General features: G+C 62.1%; 13 protein-coding genes. 5 read left to right on the top strand and 8 right to left on the bottom strand.

Annotation, left to right across the window (positions count from 1 at the left end; genetic code table 11):
• Positions 1-9: 9 nt before the first annotated feature.
• Together AC1MEK_RS19830 and AC1MEK_RS19825 are read left to right on the top strand one after the other, a co-directional pair.
• On the top strand, positions 10-804 hold the full coding sequence (locus AC1MEK_RS19830) for an AraC family transcriptional regulator (RefSeq protein ID WP_480397968.1): 795 nt from the start codon (positions 10-12) through the stop codon (positions 802-804).
• Between the two features lie 184 nt (positions 805-988).
• Complete coding sequence (locus AC1MEK_RS19825) at positions 989-2,182, top strand: HD-GYP domain-containing protein (RefSeq protein WP_480397967.1); 1,194 nt, start codon at positions 989-991, stop codon at positions 2,180-2,182.
• A gap of 3 nt (positions 2,183-2,185) precedes the next feature.
• Here the strand turns inward: AC1MEK_RS19825 and AC1MEK_RS19820 are convergent, their stop codons facing one another.
• From AC1MEK_RS19820 to AC1MEK_RS19790, 7 genes are all read right to left on the bottom strand, one after another.
• Positions 2,186-2,455 carry a helix-turn-helix domain-containing protein gene (locus AC1MEK_RS19820; RefSeq protein ID WP_480397966.1) on the bottom strand — a complete coding sequence of 90 codons (270 nt, stop codon included), beginning with the start codon at positions 2,453-2,455 and terminating at the stop codon, positions 2,186-2,188.
• Positions 2,452-3,774 carry a type II toxin-antitoxin system HipA family toxin gene (locus tag AC1MEK_RS19815; protein WP_480397965.1) on the bottom strand — a complete coding sequence of 441 codons (1,323 nt, stop codon included), beginning with the start codon at positions 3,772-3,774 and terminating at the stop codon, positions 2,452-2,454. The genes AC1MEK_RS19820 and AC1MEK_RS19815 overlap by 4 nt, the downstream gene beginning before the upstream one ends.
• Positions 3,775-3,890: 116 nt before the next feature.
• The gene (locus tag AC1MEK_RS19810) at positions 3,891-6,656 is read right to left on the bottom strand and encodes a winged helix-turn-helix domain-containing protein (RefSeq protein WP_480397964.1); all 2,766 of its coding nucleotides are present in this window, start codon (positions 6,654-6,656) and stop codon (positions 3,891-3,893) included.
• 308 nt (positions 6,657-6,964) lie between these two features.
• A complete protein-coding gene (locus AC1MEK_RS19805) occupies positions 6,965-8,329 on the bottom strand; it encodes a DUF1329 domain-containing protein (RefSeq protein WP_480398098.1) in 1,365 nt (454 codons plus the stop codon).
• Positions 8,330-8,344: 15 nt separating this feature from the next.
• Positions 8,345-10,204 carry a DUF1302 domain-containing protein gene (locus AC1MEK_RS19800; RefSeq protein WP_480397963.1) on the bottom strand — a complete coding sequence of 620 codons (1,860 nt, stop codon included), beginning with the start codon at positions 10,202-10,204 and terminating at the stop codon, positions 8,345-8,347.
• A gap of 368 nt (positions 10,205-10,572) precedes the next feature.
• Positions 10,573-12,249 (bottom strand): fatty acid--CoA ligase, encoded by a 1,677-nt coding sequence (locus AC1MEK_RS19795; protein WP_480397962.1) that lies wholly within the window; start codon positions 12,247-12,249, stop codon positions 10,573-10,575.
• Between the two features lie 142 nt (positions 12,250-12,391).
• Positions 12,392-13,591 carry an MFS transporter gene (locus AC1MEK_RS19790; RefSeq protein ID WP_480397961.1) on the bottom strand — a complete coding sequence of 400 codons (1,200 nt, stop codon included), beginning with the start codon at positions 13,589-13,591 and terminating at the stop codon, positions 12,392-12,394.
• Between the two features lie 91 nt (positions 13,592-13,682).
• Here AC1MEK_RS19790 and AC1MEK_RS19785 point away from each other — a divergent pair, with 91 nt between their 5' ends.
• The gene (locus tag AC1MEK_RS19785; RefSeq protein ID WP_480397960.1) at positions 13,683-14,447 is read left to right on the top strand and encodes an AraC family transcriptional regulator; all 765 of its coding nucleotides are present in this window, start codon (positions 13,683-13,685) and stop codon (positions 14,445-14,447) included.
• A gap of 97 nt (positions 14,448-14,544) precedes the next feature.
• Here AC1MEK_RS19785 and AC1MEK_RS19780 read toward each other — a convergent pair whose 3' ends face one another.
• Entirely contained in the window at positions 14,545-15,174 is a 630-nt protein-coding gene (locus AC1MEK_RS19780) for a LysE family translocator (protein WP_480397959.1), read from the bottom strand.
• An 87-nt stretch (positions 15,175-15,261) separates the two neighbouring features.
• Between AC1MEK_RS19780 and AC1MEK_RS19775 the strand changes: the two genes are divergently transcribed.
• Both AC1MEK_RS19775 and AC1MEK_RS19770 read left to right on the top strand, forming a co-directional pair.
• Positions 15,262-16,227, top strand: coding sequence for a 2-hydroxyacid dehydrogenase (locus AC1MEK_RS19775; RefSeq protein ID WP_480397958.1), 966 nt, complete (start codon positions 15,262-15,264; stop codon positions 16,225-16,227).
• 247 nt (positions 16,228-16,474) lie between these two features.
• Positions 16,475-17,473 carry a methyltransferase gene (locus tag AC1MEK_RS19770; RefSeq protein ID WP_480397957.1) on the top strand — a complete coding sequence of 333 codons (999 nt, stop codon included), beginning with the start codon at positions 16,475-16,477 and terminating at the stop codon, positions 17,471-17,473.
• Positions 17,474-17,494 lie beyond the last annotated feature (21 nt).

Genomic DNA, 17,494 nt, shown 5'->3' with positions numbered 1-17,494 from the left:
CGGGCCGTCATGCGCAACATCTCCATCGATACGCTGGACAGCACGCCTCGCGCTGTCATCGCAATTGGCACTGACTATCCCGACGGATTTCTGTTGCGCCGCCATCAGCATCGACGTGCACAATTGCTGTACGGCGCGACGGGGGTGATGAAGGTAGCCACCGATCAGGGTGACTGGGTGGTGCCACCGCAACAGGCAGTCTGGATTGCGCCGGGTGTTGCGCATGAAGTCCTGATGCTGGGCGTCAGCACCCGCAGCCTGTATATCGAGCCCGCTGCCGCACCGGCTTCGCGCTCGGCCTGCGAGGTGATCGGTGTTTCGCCGTTGCTGCGTCAACTGCTGATTGAAGCGGTGGACATGCCGCTGGAGTACGACGAACAGGCCCGCGATGGCGTGCTGATTACCCTGGCGCTGCTGGAGCTGGCCCAGGCGCAGGAGTTGCCTCTGCATATTCCACTGCCCGACGAGCCGAGACTTCTGGCCCGCTGCCAGGCATTTCTGCAAAAGCCGGACATTCATCAGTCGCCGCAGGATTGGGCCCGCGAGCTGTTCGTCAGCGAGCGATCCTTCAGCCGCCTGTTTCGGGAGCAGACCCACATGAGTTTCGGCCAATGGCGCCAGAGAGCCTGTGTCGTGCTGGCGCTGGCGCGGCTGTCTTCGGGAGATTCGGTCACCCGTATCGCGCTGGATCTGGGCTACGAGAGCCCGGCCGCATTTTCGACGATGTTTCGCCGGCTGATCGGTGCACCGCCCAGCCTTTACTCGAATAACGGTGGCCTGGCGCACGAATTCGAAAATCGTTGAGCCGCTGGTGAACCCGGAAGCGGAAAAATCCACCGGTCTGGGCCACACTTTTCCCTGATGATTTTTTCAGGGACCCGCTCATATACTGGCACTGCGCAACTATCGGAATGGCTGGCGCTCGAGACTGATATCCCACTCGATGCCCCTGCAGGAAGCCCGGACCTGAGCGTAAAAGAGCAGTCTTATGCTGAGAAAAATCGCTGTATCGGATCTCACGCTGGGCATGTACATCCATGAATTCTGCCGTCCGCGGATCAACGATCCGTTTTGGACTGCGCATATCGAGCGCGAATTGCGCGACGAAGCGGTATTGCGGCGCATCCAGGCCACCTTGCGCGAGGTGTGGATAGACACCGGTCGCGGCAGGAGCCCCGACGCGCAGACGCCCATTCTGGCTGCGGTTTCGTCAACCCACCTGGCCAGCGACACGGCGCCCAGCACCATGGACAAGGAGCTGGCCCGCGCCAAGGCGATCTGCGGCCGGGCGAAGGCGGCGGTCATGACCATGTTCAGCGACGCGCGCATGGGCCGCTCGATGAACACCGAGGACGTCGATCTGCTGGTCGAGGAGATCTCAACCTCGATCATGCGCCATCCCCACGCGCTGATCAGCCTGTCGCGCCTGAAAACTTCCGACGAATACACCTACATGCACTCGGTGGCCGTCTGCGCACTGATGGTCGCCCTGGCCCGGCAGATGGACCTGAGCGAAGAGTTGGTGCGCGAAGCGGGCGTGGCCGGGCTGATGCACGATGTCGGCAAGATGATGATCCCCCTCGCCATCCTCAACAAACCCGACCGCCTGACCTTTGAAGAATACGAAGCGATGAAAGTCCACCCGCAGGCCGGGTTCGACATTCTTAGCGGCTCCGAGCAAGTGACCCAGGCGGTGATGGACGTGTGCCTGCATCACCACGAAAAATTCGACGGCAGCGGTTATCCACATGGCCTGAAGGGCGACGAGATCAGCCTGTTCGCCAGAATGGGCGCGATCTGCGACGTCTACGACGCCATCACCTCGGAACGGCCCTACAAAAAAGGCTGGGACGGCGCGCAATCCATCCGCGAAATGGCCTCCTGGAAAGGCCATTTCGATGAACAGATCTTTCAGCACTTCGTGAAAACCGTGGGGATCTACCCGGTCGGCGCGCTGGTGCGTCTGAAAAGCGAACGCCTGGGCGTAGTGATCGAACAGGGTGAAAAATCGCTGCTGCACCCCAAGGTCAAGGTCTTCCTGTCCACCCGCACCGGGCGTTCGGTCGAACCTGAAGTCATCAACCTTTCGCTGGATCAGGACGCCATCGTCAAGTACGAACTGGCCGAGGAATGGGGCGTGCGGGATGTGGACAAGATGTGGGCCGGGGCGGCGGCCAGCTGAGGTTCAACGGCCCATCGGCACGATCCCCACGCGCATGCCGAAGGGTTTGAAGACGGCGTTCAGCGTATTGATGGTCGGGTTGCCTTCGTCCTGTTCGATCTGGCGCAAGGTGCGCAGCGAAATCTTGCACATCTGGGCAAATTGCTCTTGCCGCAAGCCGGTGATTTCGCTGCGCAGCCGTTTCACTGCGGCACCGACGCTGATCGAGCCGTCGGCCAAACGGGTGCGTAACTCATCGAGGATGATGCCTCGCTGGCGCAGTTCGTCGTTCATAGCAGCCCCCACGTTTTCAGCGTCGAGTCCAGACGGGACAGGGCAATGCGCGGATGCCTGAATGTCTGCTGTGGCAGGCCGATTTCACTCAGCAGATCGGGCAACGCGAGAAAGCGCCGAGCATCCTCCCTCAGCCCTTCGAACAACTGATCGGCATCTGCCCAGGCGGCGAGGGATTGGCAAGCGGCTCGCCAGTCGACTTCACCCGCGCGCTCGACAGGCTCCGGCCATTTGGTCGTGCGGGTGATCCCCTCTTCGTCCATGACCATCGGCGCCAGATCGTAGATGGGCGCCAAGGCCAGGCGTTGCCAGTCGCGCACAATCGACGTATTGCGCCCGTGGTTGTCGCTGTTGCCAAGAATCTGGTTGATCAGGTCGCGGCGCAGATACTCGGCGACCATTCGAGGCGTGTCCTGCTGCTGCCCATTGGCTGCCCAGGCGTCGGCCAGAACGTTCACCGCCTCGACATGGGACATGTAACTGCCCGGGCGGGTGACCTGCGCAAGCGAATAAACAGACTCGACGGCCAACCGCTCCACCCCGGACTCCGTCACCTTGCGATCAAAGCGCTTCATCCACAGGCTCGGTTTGCGTGCTTCCTCCAGCGCCATCCCCTCGCAAGAAACCGTATCGATCCCGATCTTCTCCAGCGCCTGGTAGTAACAGAACTCGCTTCTCAAAATAGTGCGATCGGTTTCATTGCCCCGGTTGCGGGAAAACTTGATGAACCAGTGCTGGCGCACCTGTTCATCCGCAAGCGTTGCGTCAGGATGCAGCAGTCCGCCGGCATCTTCTGCAAGCAACAGTTTCGGCGCCTCGCCCCCGGCGCCGGTTGCACCACCGACCGCAGCGCCTTGCTCGTAAGCGTATTCGAGGAAACGACTGTCGCGAGCGATGACCTCGGCGCGTTCAAAGCCGATGCTGTCTGCACTGCCCAACCGTTCGAAGGATTCCTTGATCCGAAGATGCCCTACAGGCGCGGGGGTGCAGCGTTGAAGCAGGGTCAGATCCGCCGCGGTATTCTCGCCTTCAGGGATGGCCAACCTCGCCAACAAGAATCGGCGAGCCGCCCCGGCCGGAAGGATGTCCAGCAAAAAGGCAGGCATGGTCGCTGTTCGCTGCAGATCCCATGACAGGGGAATCCTGGCGCTGACCGATTGGGCGGTCGTGCAGCCAAGTGCCGGGAGGTTATCGATCAGATAGTTCTGTTCATACCCGAAACTGCAGGGGCTGTTCTGTCCCAGTTGCGGATCTTCGAACTCCAGACGCATCACGTCCCGCCACGCGCTTTCGGCATACAGCTGTAAGGTGAGCAACATAGGCGGGACTCGGCAATTTAATGCCTAAAAAATAGTCCCATCGAGGCAAAAAGGCAATTTAATGCCGAAAAATCCGCCAAGCGTTAAAAAATCAGCATTTTAATGCCGATCCCATCTCACCCCAACAATCCTAACTCCTGCGCCCGGGCCACGGCCTGGGTCCTGCGTTCGACGCCGAGCTTGCTGTTGATATGGCTGGCGTGGGTCTTGACGGTGTGCAGGGAGATGAACAGGCGGTCGCTGATTTCCTGGTTCGAGCAGCCTTGGGCGATGAGTTGCAGGACGCCCAGTTCGCGGGCGCTGAGGGCGTCGGTTGCGGTGCCCGTGCAGGCGCTCGGTTCCGTGGCTTCCCGCGCGCAGGGCAGATCGGCGCCGGTGCCCGGGGGCAGTTGATCGAGCAGGTAGCTGACCAGCCGGCACCGTGGGCGCTTGAGCAACTGCTCGCGCAGCCAGTCCGGGTGCTGGCCAATGACGCCAAGCAGCGGCAGGATCGCGCCGCCGGTTGCGGCTTGCAGGGCGCGTTCGAGCAGGCTTTGCGCGAGGGTGCGGTTCGATGACTCCAGCGCCAGCAGGATGTGCTGGCTCAGGGCGTGCAGCGCGATCACGCCAGCGCCGGCTTGTCGGGCATGGTCTTCCAGTTGAGTAAGGCGTTGCGCCGATTGCTCGGAGCGGCCCTGAATCCGGTCGAGCACGGCGCGCAGCAATTCGATGTGTTGCGGCATTTGCGGCAGGCATTCGGGCGCGGCGGCAGGATGTTCGCCGCCGTAGGTCTGGCCCAGGCGCAGCAGCCAGGCGTCGGCCAGGTCGATACGGCCCTGGGTCAGCCACAACTCACATTTGGCCAGGGTGATCATCGCCAGGTAATACACCGGCGGCACGTCCCAGATGTGCATCAGGCGTTCGGCCTCGGCCAGCTCGGCGAAGGCTTCGGCGAAGCGCCCTTCCCGGCCTTCGAGCCCGGCAATCACGCAATGGCCGATCAGCACGCTGATGTCGCGACAGGCGCGGGCTTCGGCAAGGCCGGCGTTCAAACGCTCACGCCCGGCCGCCGGTTGCAGGCGCTGGGCGAGCAAGTAGCCTTCGTACAGCGTCAGCCGGGCGCGCACCGCGTAGAGGCGCTGGGACGACAGGCCGCTCAAGCGCTTGAGCCCTTGGCGCACTTCCTCCAGCGCGCGCAACGCCTCGCCCCGGGCCTGCAAGGTGCGCGCTCGGTCGTAATGGGCCAGCGCTTCGAACAGCGGATTGGCGACCCGCTGCGCCAGTTCCAGCGCTTCGCGATTGCGCGCCCGGGCACGCCACAGATCGCCCTCGGCAATCGCCAGGTTGGCCAGGGTCGACAGGCACATCAGCCGCTGGCCGTAGCGTTTCTGCGGCAGGCTCGCCAGCGCCTCGCTGCAATAAAGGTGCGCGGTTGCGCTGTCACCACGGCCGCGAGCGATGATCCCGCTGAGGGCCAACCACTGCGCCAGCATGGATTTCTGCGCCGTGGCCGAAGGCGCCGGCAAGAAGCGGCTCAGGTGATTGCCCAGTTCTTCGGCGGCATCCAGCTGGCAGGCCAGCCCCAGCGCCCAGGCATACAGCACGATCAGCCGCGGCGTGCTGACCAGCAGGCTGTCGGGCAAGTCCATTTTCCAGCGCAGCAGCATGCCGACGTTCTGCTCGGCCAGCAGTTGCTCCTCGGACAGGTTCTGCACCAGATTGGCCGCCACATCCAGATGCCCGGCGCGCAGGGCCTGCTCGATGGCTTCATCGAGCAGGCCCTGTTCGCTGAACCAGCGGCAGGCGTTCAAGTGCAGGCGGCGTTGCCCCGGCGCGACATTGCTGCCGGCGCGCGCCCGCAGCAGATCGGAAAACAGATGGTGATAACGGAACCACAGCCCGCTCTCGTCCAGCGGCACCAGAAACACCTGATGGGCCTGCAGGAAGGCGAGCATCTGGGCGCTGTCGTGGCTGTCGCGGGCGGCGTCGCACAGGGCGCTGCAGAATTTCTCCAGGCACGCCGTTTCATAAAGGAAGGCCTGCACATCGGCGGGCAGACTGTCGATGACCTCTTCGAGCAGGTAATCGCGGATCAGCCCTTCTGCCCCGTTGAAGCCTTGGGTCAAGGCGTTGCTGCCCGCCTCGTTCGCCGCCAACTGCCAGAAGCGCAGCCCCGCCACCCAGCCTTCGCTGCGTTGCAATAGCGCGTGCAGCGCGTCCTCACTCAGCGAATTACTGTGCTGATCCAGCACCGCCAGAGACTCGTCATGAGTCAGGCGCAAATCCTGTTCGGAAAGCTCCAACAATTGCCGGGAAAGACGCAGCCGCGCCAGATGCCAGTCAGGTCGCTGGCGGCTGGTGACCATGACGATCATGCCCGCAGGCAAATGATTGAGGAGAAATTGCAGGCAGCGGTCCAGAACAGGGCCCTGCACCAGATGATAGTCGTCGAGCACCAGCAACAGCGGCTCGCTCAGCATCAGGTGCATCGCCAGCTCATCGAGTAAACCGTCGAGCCATTCTTCGAAGGCAAATGGCTGATGGCGCTGACGCATTTTCAGCAGGCCCAGCGCCTGGTTGCCCAATTGCGGAAAGAATTGCTGAAGGCCGGACAGCAGACGTTCGAGGAAGCGCCCCGGATCGCTGTCGCGCTGGCTCAAACCCAGCCACAGGTTCTGCCATTGGCCGGGCAGGCTCTGGCAGAACTCCACCGCCAGCGAACTCTTGCCGAAACCCGCCGGCGCACTGACCAGCAGCAGCCGCCCCGACAGACCGGCGCTCAAGCGCTCGCAAAGCCTGGGCCTTGGCACATAGCCTTCGGGCAAGGGTGGGCGGAAGAAACGTCCTTCCAACGCAGTGACTGCGTGATTTGCGAATCCCTGCAAACGCGACAGATCAGTCATGGCCGGCTCTTGTTGAGATGCTTGTTATTCGGCGTTCAGATGATCCGGAGACTAGCGGCTCAGCAGGGTGTTTTGAAGAAAGTTCGACGAAAGACTGTAAGAAAACATATCCAATCAACAGTGCGAATGTTGCTTTATATGTTTGAGGAGGGATCGCGGAGCAGAGGTCACCACAAAAAACACCCCGACGAATCGGGGCGTTTTCTTCTTGCGGCTATGGGGTTCAACCATAGGGTAAGGCGGCGCAGGACAACGGTGCTCTTGCAGCTGTGATCAACAAGGCAGCTCTGCGCCAATTCAGCTCAGACTCAACGCACCCCTTCCTGGCGCAGGGCGTTGGGCTGGAAGTCGCTGATCGAGGCGGTGAAGCCGAAGTCGTAGGCACGCTTCTCTTCGTTCTTCATACCCAGCGCCAGGTAGCGGCCCGATTGCAGGTCGTACAGGGCTTCCAGGGCGTACCACGGCACTTGCTTGTCGTAGTAGTTCTCGCCGTGGGCCTCGGCCACGCGCCACAGTTGGCCACGGCCGTCGTAGTGGTCGATCACCGCCGCCTGCCAGGTGTCCTCGTCGATGAAGAAGTCACGCTTGGCGTAGATGTGGCGCTGGCCTTCCTTGAGGGTCGCGGTCACGTGCCAGACCCGGCGCAGCTCGTAGCGGGCCAGATCCTGGTTGATGTGGCCGGCCTTGATGATGTCGGTGTACTTGAGTTTCGGGTCGTCGAGCTTGTAGCTGTTGGACGCGATGTACATCTCCTGCTTGCCGATCAGTTTCCAGTCATAACGATCCGGTGCACCGTTGTACATGTCCAGGTTGTCGGAAGTGCGCAGGCCGTCCGCTGCCGTACCCGGGCCATCGTAGGACACCTGCGGAGCGCGACGCACGCGACGTTGCCCGGCGTTGTAGACCCACGCCGCACGCGGCTCCTTCACCTGGTCGAGGGTTTCGTGCACCAGCAGCACGGAACCGGCCAGACGCGCCGGCGCGGTCACTTCCTGCTTGAAGTAGAACAGGATGTTGCCCGGATTCTTCGGATCGAAATCCTTCATCTTGTCGCGGAACACGAACTCGTCGTGGAAGTACACCGGGTTGAACGAGCCGTTGGTCTGCGGCGTGGCCTGGGTCACCAGACGCTGCACACTGCCGCCGCGATAACGGGTGATGTGGTTCCAGATCACCTCAAGGCCATCCTTGGGAATCGGGAACGGCACGGCGGTCTCGAAGTTCTCCAGGCCGTTGCCGCCCGCGACCAGCTTGGTATTGGTGGCGTTGCGCTTGATGGCCGCGAACACGTCAGCCGGCACGGTCGCCCCGCGATGGGTCGGGTAGACCGGCATCTTGAAGGTGTCGGGGTAACGCTTGAACATCGCGTATTGACCCGGCGCCAGCTTGTTCTTGTACTGCTCCACGTTCTGCGCGGTGATGGTAAACAACGGTTTTTCACTGGCGTACGGGTTGGCCAGGAAGCCCTTGTCATCGACTGCGCCGGCGTTGGTGGCGATCGGCGTCCAGGCGGAAATCGAGTTGTCGGCGTTACCGGCTTTTTCCGCGCCCATCGGCGTCAGGCTGGCGCCCAGTTTGGCGGCTTCGTCGGCAGAGACGGCAGCCATGACGCTGGTGGCCAGCATCGACAGCCCCAGCAAGGCGACAGGCAACAGACCCTTGGTGATTTTCATGTTCATAAAACGTCCTTAGAAGTTCATGCCGAAGCTGAGGGCCACGAAGTCACGGTCATCCACGGTGCTGAAATCGCCGCCGAAGAAGTTGGTGTAGGAAAGGTTGGCGGTGTAGGTGTTCTGGTACTCCGCTTCCACGCCCAGGCTGACGGCCTTGCGACCTTCCTCGAAGTTGCCGCCAGGGCCTGGCGAATAACCTTTGACGTCGTGGGACCAGGCCACACTCGGCTTGAGGTTCACACCGGCAAAGACGTTGTTGTAATCCCAGATGGCGCGAGCGCGATAACCCCAAGAGGTCGCGGTGGTGTAACCATCGTTGTTGCAGTTGGTGTTCAGACCGGCCGCATTGGCCAGGCCGCCACCTTGCGCAGTCGAGTTGTTGAGGATGTTGCAGAAGTTGTTCGGCAACGCACCCGGGCCGAACACCGGATCACGACCGTAGCGCGCATCGGATTTGCTCTCCAGCCCACCGACGTGAGTGACACCGACTTCAGCGACGGTCGTCATGCGGCTGGCGCCCATGACCTGATCGAAGAAGTGAGTGAAGGTGGTCTGGAACTGGGTGATCTCCTTGCGGTTGTAGCCGTGCAGATCCTGGCCTGGCGTGCCGGTCAGCACAGAGGCGTTGGAGAAGCCCGGGATCGGCGTCACACCGGCAAACAGAATATCGGTGGTGCTCAACTGCACAGGCGCATTAGGGCGATAGCTCAGTTCACCACTCCACGCCGTACCGGTGGGCAACGTGGTCGAGAAGCTCAGGCCGTACAGACGAATGTCTTCCGGGTACTCGACGAAGTAGTTGGAGCTGCCCGCCACGATCAGCGGACGCAACGCTGCCAGCGGCCCCAGCGGACGGGTGTAGGCCGAAGCCGCCGCACCCTGGGCACTGAAGATCGGGTTGCGGCTGTGGTAGTTCATGAAATACGCGCCGAACTCGGTGTCCAGCGGTTCGAAGTTGTAGTGCATCGCCACGCCGAACTGGCCGCTGTCGCGCGCATCACGGTCCGGACCACGACGCACAAGCACGCCTTCCTGGTTCACGTCCACGCCAAGCGCGGTAAGGGTTGGCAAAGCGGCAGCCGGAATGGTCGAGCGCTTGTTCAGAACACGCAGGTTGTTGCTGCAACCGTCAGCGATGACATCTGGCTGCGAGAAAAAGGTGCCGCAGTTGTCGACGACAGTCTGGTCCCACTCCAACTGATAGAACGCCTCGGCCGACAGGTTCTCGGTCAGGCTCTGGGAGATGTAGAACATGTTGACCGGAATCAGGCCTTCCTTGATTTCCGACCCGGGACGGCGAAACGCCGAAACGTCGATAGGGTTGATGCTGTTGATGCCGCCACCGATGAAGGTACTTTCACCCCAGCTGACGACCTGTTTACCGAAGCGCACGGAGCCCGGCTCATCGGCGATGGAGTAGTTGTGATAAACGAACGCATCGAGCAACTGGAAACCCGAGGATTTGGCGCCTTCTTTGCGGCCTGAGTCGCTGATGTCCTTGAACTCGCGATTTTCGTCCTTGAGTTCAAAGTCATACCAGTACTTGCCCCGCAGGAAAACGCCGGTGTCCCCGTACTTCAATTCAAGATCATGGATACCCTTGAAGATCTTCGAGAACGTCTCGCCGCGCTTGAAGTTCAAGTGCCCATCGTCGGACGTCTGGGACAAACCCCGGCCGCCGTTGTTTACGCCGATCAGGTCCTTGTTGGGCTTGGCAGTCGACCAGCTGGCGCCGATGGAGAGCGACGAGTCGAAATTGCCTTCGATTTCCCCGATGTTGAAACTGACGCCGAATGCAGGACCGGCGAGCGTAGAAGCGAGGCTGACGGCCAGAGGCAGTTTCGCCCGGCGCCAGAACAGGTTTGCAGATGTCATCGACGCTACTCCATGTGCTTTATTTTTATGGCAGTGGGTACTTGCCCAAACGACTCGAGTTCACTGGTCCTCAGTGTCTTGGGCAGCAACACTTTTCGGGCGGCCCATGTAAAGCCGCGAAACGAAAAAGCATTTTTTCTCCGGTGTGTACCTACAGCCGACTATAGCCAGCACGTACTGGCACTTGATCCCTCTAAAGTGTGATTTGCACGATCAGAGCCTCTGGCCCGCCGATTGCGGCGCACCCTTGGGCGAGGCAGAGGGAGGATGGCTGAATTTCGAAATTTGGCAAGGCAGACGCAAGCCAGACACGTTCACGACACATTGCCACGACTGGCGTCGTGACAATGCGCGTGCGAAAAGACGACTCAGAGGGTCGAGAGAAAGGCGCTGTTAGTGCTCTGCCATTCGAGGATGTCCAGGCGGATTCGCTTCTTGTCGAGCTTGCCGACGCTGGTCTTGGGAATTTCGGTAACAAGGGCGATCTGGCTCGGAATCGCCCACTTGTTAATGTGCCCCTGTTCCACGAAAGGCTTGAGATGTTCCTTCAAAGCCTTGGCATCGATGGCGTGGCCTTCCCGCGCGACCAGCAGCGCAAACGGCCGCTCGCCCCACTGCGGATCGGCAATGCCGACCACCGCCACCTCACGTACGCCGGGATGGCGACTGCACAGGTCTTCCAGCTCCAGCGATGACACCCACTCGCCGCCGGTCTTGATCACGTCCTTGATGCGGTCGCGAATGTCGATGCCGCCCATGCTGTCCAGCGTGGCGACGTCCCCCGTGTGCAGCCAGCCACCGGCCCACAGCTCGGCGCCCTTCTGCAGCTCGCGGTAGTAACCCTCGGTCAGCCACGGCGCGCGCAGCACCAGTTCGCCCTGGGTTTCGCCGTCATGGGGCAGGAAGTTGCCTTCACTGTCGACGATCTCGGCTTCGACCAGCACCCCCGGCGCACCGGCCTTGATCCGGTAGGTGGTGCGTTCGTCTTCGCTGCCCGCCATCAGTTCGTCGTTCAGGTGAGCCACCGAAACCAGCGGCCCGGTTTCGGACATGCCATAGGCCGCCGTCAGCTGAATGCCCTTGGCTTTGGCCGCCTCATACAGCGAGCGGTTGAGCGAGCTGCCGCCGATGATGATGTTCCAGCCGGTGAAGTCGACGTCCTTGGCGGCCTTGGCGTTGAGCACCATTTGCATGATGGTCGGTACGCAGTGGGAGAAACTGACCTGCTCGTCGCGCCACAACTGCACCAGCAGTTCCGGGTCGTAACGGCCGGGATAAACCTGCTTCACCCCCAGCATGGTGGCGGCGTAGGGCACGCCCCAGGCATGCACGTGGAACATCGGGGTGATCGGCATGTAGACCTTGTCGGTGCCCAGCAGCCCCTCGACGCTGCCCATGATCGTGGCCACGGCCATGGTGTGCAGCACCAGCTGCCGATGGGTGAAATACACGCCCTTCGGATTGCCCGTAGTGCCGGTGGTGTAGAAGGTGGTCGCCACCGAGTTTTCGTCGAAATCCTCGAAGTGATAGGTCGCGCTCGCGCCCGCCAGCAGGGTCTCGTACTCCCCCACCAGGTTCGGCAGTTCGGCGGTTTTTTCCGGGGTGTCGGTAAGGAGCAGCGTCTTCTCGACGGTGGTGAGCTTGTCGGCGAAGCAGTTGTACAGCGGCACGAACTCGCTGTTGACCAGCACGAACTTGTCTTCGGCGTGGTTCATGGTGAACAGGATCTGGTCTGGAGAAAGGCGCACGTTGATGGTGTGAATCACCGCGCCGATCATGGGAATGGCAAACATGCATTCCAGATAGCGATGGCTGTCCCAATCCATGACTGCCACCGTATCGCCCGCTTTCACTCCCGCCTCGGTCAGCACATTCGCAAGTCTGCAGATACGCTCGTTGAGCGTCAGATACGAATAGCGTGATTGGTCCCGGTAGACGATTTCCCGCGTTTTTTCATAGCGGCTGCCCGACATCAGCAAGCGTTTGATCAACAGAGGGTACTGGTACGCGCCATCAGCTGGCGCAATCACGCGTGTCTGCAGCATAGGAATCCCTTTTCAAGATGCATTGGCGGAGCCGAAAATATGCACTCTAGAGCCTTCGCTCGCCAGCCAAATCAGCCAAAGGGATGATTCGGGTGACGAGCGACCATACAGGCATTGCGCCATTTGAAAGGGCAAAACAGCCTTACGCGAGCTTTGCCACGGGGCTTTGCGCTGGAGTGCGAGGGAAAATCAGCGCAGCGGCGAAGGTCAGCGCGGCGAACCCGGCGAGGATCACATACAGGCCCGTCAGCCCTTGGCGCGGCTCGACGAAGGCAATCAGCGGAATCGCCGTGGCGCTGGCGCCGAACGACAGAAAGTAACGCAGCGCGAACACCCGGGATTGCCATTGCGGTGCGACGAAGTTGGCGACCATCGCATCGTTGACCGTCACCTGGCCGAACACCACGAACATGAACGCCGCGCCGAGCACGATCACCGGCCAGCTGTCGACGTAGGCCATCGCGAACAGAAACGGCGCCTGGGCAACAGTCAGGATCACGAACGGCCACTTGAGGCTGAAACGGTCGAGAAAGCGGCCGATGGTCAGCTGCGCGACGGCGCCGAAGGCGTAGGCCAGGCTGATGACCAGGCCGAGGGTCTGCGGCGAGGCGAACAGGTCATGCAGGCGATCCTGAAACAGTTTCGGGTAGGTCATGGTGGTGGCGTTGAACACCACGCCGCCGGTGGCCGTGGCGATCGCCAGTACGCTGAAGACCATGGTCATGGAAATGCGCTGGCCGGTCTTGCCCTTGGGTGCCGTGTGCGGGCGCGCCGGGATGGGTTCATCCTTGACCTGCCAGGCGAAGAAGAGCCCGATCAGAATCGACACCGCGCCAGGCAGAATGAACGCCGAGCGCCAGCCGAACTGCGCCACCAGAAACCCGGTCAGCAGCGCCGAAAACGCCACGCCCAAGTTGCCCCACATGCCATTCACACCGATTTCGCGCCCGCGATTCTGCGCGTAGGCCACCAGCATCGCCGTGCCCACCGGGTGATAAATGGCGGCGAACACGCCCACCAGTGTCATGCTCACGGCGAGCATCGTGGTGCTGGTGCTCAGCCCCGTGAGAATCGATGCTGCGCCAATCCCGAAGAAAAACACCAGCATCATGTGCCGCCGACTCCAGCGATCCCCCAGCCACCCGGCCGGTAGCGAACAGGCGCCAAAGGCGATGAAGCCGCCCAGCGACAGGCCGATCAGTTGCGCGTAGTCCAGCGCAAACGCGTGAGTCATGCCCAGCACGGCGGCCGGGAAAATCAGCATGAACATGTGGTCGATGACGTGGGCGGCGTTGATGAAGTGGATCACCCGTTGGGGTGAGTTGGCTCGGGTCTGAGGCATGGCAGCGCTTCCTGGGCTTGCGGTGATGATGGGAACCCATGCTAAGTTGGCGACAAACCGCATTTGGGACACTTAAGTCATCGAATCCGCCATGTTGATCAGCCTGCTCAGTCATCACCCTGTCACCGCCCATCCCAGGGATTATCCCGACGGCGCCCACCAACCCCGGCACCTGCATGCCGAGGCGCAATTGTTGTATGCGGTCAGCGGCGTGATGCGGCTGATCACCGACAAGGGTGCCTGGGTGATTCCGCCCAGCCGCGCGGTGTGGATACCGCCCATGGTCGAGCACGAGATTTTCATGTCGGGCCCGGTGCAGATGCGCTCGTTATTTGTGGTCGCCGAACATTGCCCGCCGGGCCTGAGTGACTGCTGTGTGCTGGCGGTCACGCCGCTGCTTCGCGAGTTGATCGTGCGAGCGACCCAGAGCGAGGGGCATGCGGCCAATCCGCTGATCCAGCGCTTGATGCTCGAAGAGGTCGCGACGCTGGAAAACCTGCCATTGCACATCCCCATGCCTCGGGACCGGCGCCTGCAGAACATCTGTATGGCGCTGCTGCAGCGCCCTGATCATGGCAACACGCTGGAGGATTGGGCGCAGGCAGTGGGCGCAAGTTCACGCACGCTGACGCGCCTGTTCAGCCAGGAACTGGGCCTGAGTTTCAACGGGTGGCGTCAGCAGGTGCGCTTGATGGAGGCGCTGCCAAGATTGCTCGATGGCGAAAGCGTGCAGCGGGTGGCGAACGATCTGGGCTACGGCAGCGCCCGGGCGTTCAGCGCGATGTTCAGCCGCTTGCTGGGCGAAAGCCCGCGGGAGTATCTGGGGGCATTGAAGTCACCGCGGATCAGCTTGTAGGAGCGCGCTTGCCCGCGATTGCGGTGTGTCTATGACGAATATTTTGTCTGACACGACCCCGTCGCGGGCAAGCGCGCTCCTACGATTTGTGGCTTTATCAACTGGCTTGGGTAAACGCCAATTTCACCCCCAACGCCACCAGCACACCACCCATCGCGCGGTCGAACCAGTGGCCCATGCGGGCGAAACCTGCGCGTACGCGCGGCTGGCTGAACAGGCGCGCCACCAGGCAGAACCAGATGCCGGTCGCGAGCGCCAGGTAAACCCCGTAACCGGCCTGCACCAGCAGCGGCGTGTGCGGGTTGATCACCACGGTGAACAGCGACAGGAAGAACAGCGTGGCCTTGGGGTTCAGGCCGTTGGTCACGAAACCGGCCACATATGCGCCCTTGGCGGTGCGCTCGCCCTTGGCGATGTCCACCGGCGCATCCGAAGCGCCCGCAGGCTTGGCGCGCAGCGCCTTGACACCGATGTACAGCAGGTACGCCGCCGCCGCCCATTTCAGCGTATTGAACAGCACGATGGACTGCGAAACGATCAGGCCGATGCCCAGCAGCGAATAGCCGACGTGCAGGAAAATCGCGGTCCCCACGCCCATCGCGGTGTACGTACCGGCCTTGCGGCCATGGGTCACGCTCTCGCGCACCACTACGGCAAAGTCCGGGCCGGGGCTGGCGACGGCGAGCAGGTGAATCAGCGCAACGGTGAGAAATTCTGTCCAGTACATCGGGGGCTCCAGGCGTTTTTACGAGCGGCAGGCTCTGGTAGGCTCGTCACATTACGCCCCCCATTCATCGAACGAAAGGTACAGCTGATGTCGAGTCAAAGCAGAGCAGTTTTCCTGGATCACACCTCGCTGGACCTCGGCGACCTGGACCTCGACCCATGGCGTGAAACCTTCGGCGAACTGGTTCTGCACAGCAGCACCACCCAGGATCAGGTGATCGAACGCCTGCAAGGCGCACAGGTGGCCATTTCCAACAAGATCCTGATCGATGCCGCCACGTTCGCCGCCTGTCCTGATCTCAAGCTGATTCTGGTCACCGCCACCGGGGTCAACAACGTCGACCTGGAGGCTGCGCGCAAACACGGCGTGGTGGTCAGCAACTGCCAGGGCTACGGCACGCCGTCGGTTGCCCAGCATACGCTGATGCTGTTGCTGGCGATGGCCACGCGCCTGCCGGACTACCAGCAGGCAATTCATCAGGGTCAGTGGCAGAAGTCGAAACAGTTTTGCCTGCTGGATTTCCCCATCGTCGAGCTGGAAGGCAAGACCCTCGGCCTGCTGGGCCATGGCGAACTGGGCGGCGCAGTAGCGAAGCTGGCCGAGGCATTCGGCATGCGCGTCGTGCTGGGCCAGATTCCGGGCCGCCCTGCCCGCCCGGACCGCGTGCCACTGCATGAGCTGCTGCCGCAAGTCGACGCCCTGACCCTGCACTGCCCGCTCAACGAGCACACCCGCGACATGATCGGCGCCCAGGAACTGGCCCTGCTCAAACCCAAGGCCTTCATCGTCAACACCGCGCGCGGCGGGCTGATCAACGAACAGGCGCTGGCCGACGCCCTGCGCAACGGCCATCTGGGCGGCGCGGCCACCGACGTGCTGACCGTCGAGCCGCCGGTCAACGGCAACCCGCTGCTGTCCGGCGACATCCCGCGCCTGATCATCACCCCGCACAGCGCCTGGGGCAGCCAGGAAGCGCGGCAGCGTATCGTCGGCCAGGTCAACGAAAACGCCCGGGGGTTCTTTGCCGGCAATCCGGTGCGGGTGGTGAGTTGAACAGCTGAGCGCTGCTTCTGGCCGCAGGCCGTGGGAGCTTGGCTTGCCAGCGATCTGCCGGGAACCGGCAGCAAAACTACGCGACGCGGTTGAATCAGGCACACCGCGTTGGCAGGGTTCACTGCCGCTGCGCGTCAGATCGCCGGCAAGCCAGGCTCCCACGGCCTGCGGCCAGAATCAAAAGCCATCCAGCGCCGCCATCATCAAGCATCCCTGTTAAACTCCGCGCTTTTTGCAGGAGCCGAAGATGGACCCGCGCAGTGAAGTGTTACTCCGTCAGGCCGAACTGTTTCAGGGCTCGTTGCTGCTGACCGGTCTGCCCGCCGACGACCTGCTCGGGACCTTGTCCAACGCCCGTGGCTGGAGCTGGCACGCGGGCGACTTCGCGGCGCTGGACGCACGCTTCGCCGGGCGCACGCACTTCGGTACCGAACCACCCGCCGACAGCTTCGACGCCGCCGTGCTGTTCCTGCCCAAGGCGCGGGACCTCAGCGATTACCTGATCAACGCGCTGGCGTCCCGCCTGGCAGGCAAGGAACTGTTCCTGGTCGGCGAAAAACGCGGCGGGATCGAAGCCGCTGCCCGCCAGTTGAGCCCATTGGGCCGCGCCCGCAAACTCGACAGCGCGCGCCATTGCCAGCTCTGGCAAGTGACGGTGGAGAACGCACCACAGCCGGTCGAACTGAGCAGCCTGGCCAAGCATTTTGAAATCGAGCTCGACGGCGAACCGCTGAAGATCGTCAGCCTGCCCGGCGTGTTCAGCCACGGCCGTCTGGATCGCGGCTCGGCGCTGTTGCTGGAGAACATCGCCAACCTGCCCACTGGCCACCTGCTGGACTTCGGCTGCGGTGCTGGCGTGCTCGGGGCTGCGGTCAAACGTCGCAACTCAGGGATGCAACTGACGCTGCTGGATGTCGACGCCTTCGCCACTGCCAGTAGCCGCCTGACCCTCGCCGCCAACGGCATGGAGGGTGAGATCATCACCGGTGACGGCATCGATGCGGCGCCCAAAGATCTGGACGTCATTCTGACCAATCCGCCCTTTCACACCGGCGTGCATACCGACTACGCCGCAACGGAAACTCTGCTGCGAAAATCCCGCGATCATCTGAAAAAAGGTGGCGAACTTCGCCTGGTGGCGAACAGCTTCCTGCGCTATCAGCCGATCATCGAGCAGCATCTTGGCGTATGTGCCATCCTGGCCGAAGGACAGGGCTTTCGGATTTACCGCGCAAAACGTGGGTGAAAATTAGCGCTTGCCGAATGC

The organism is Pseudomonas sp. 2, assembly GCF_056627435.1.
This window is presented reverse-complemented; position numbering and strand designations above follow the sequence as displayed.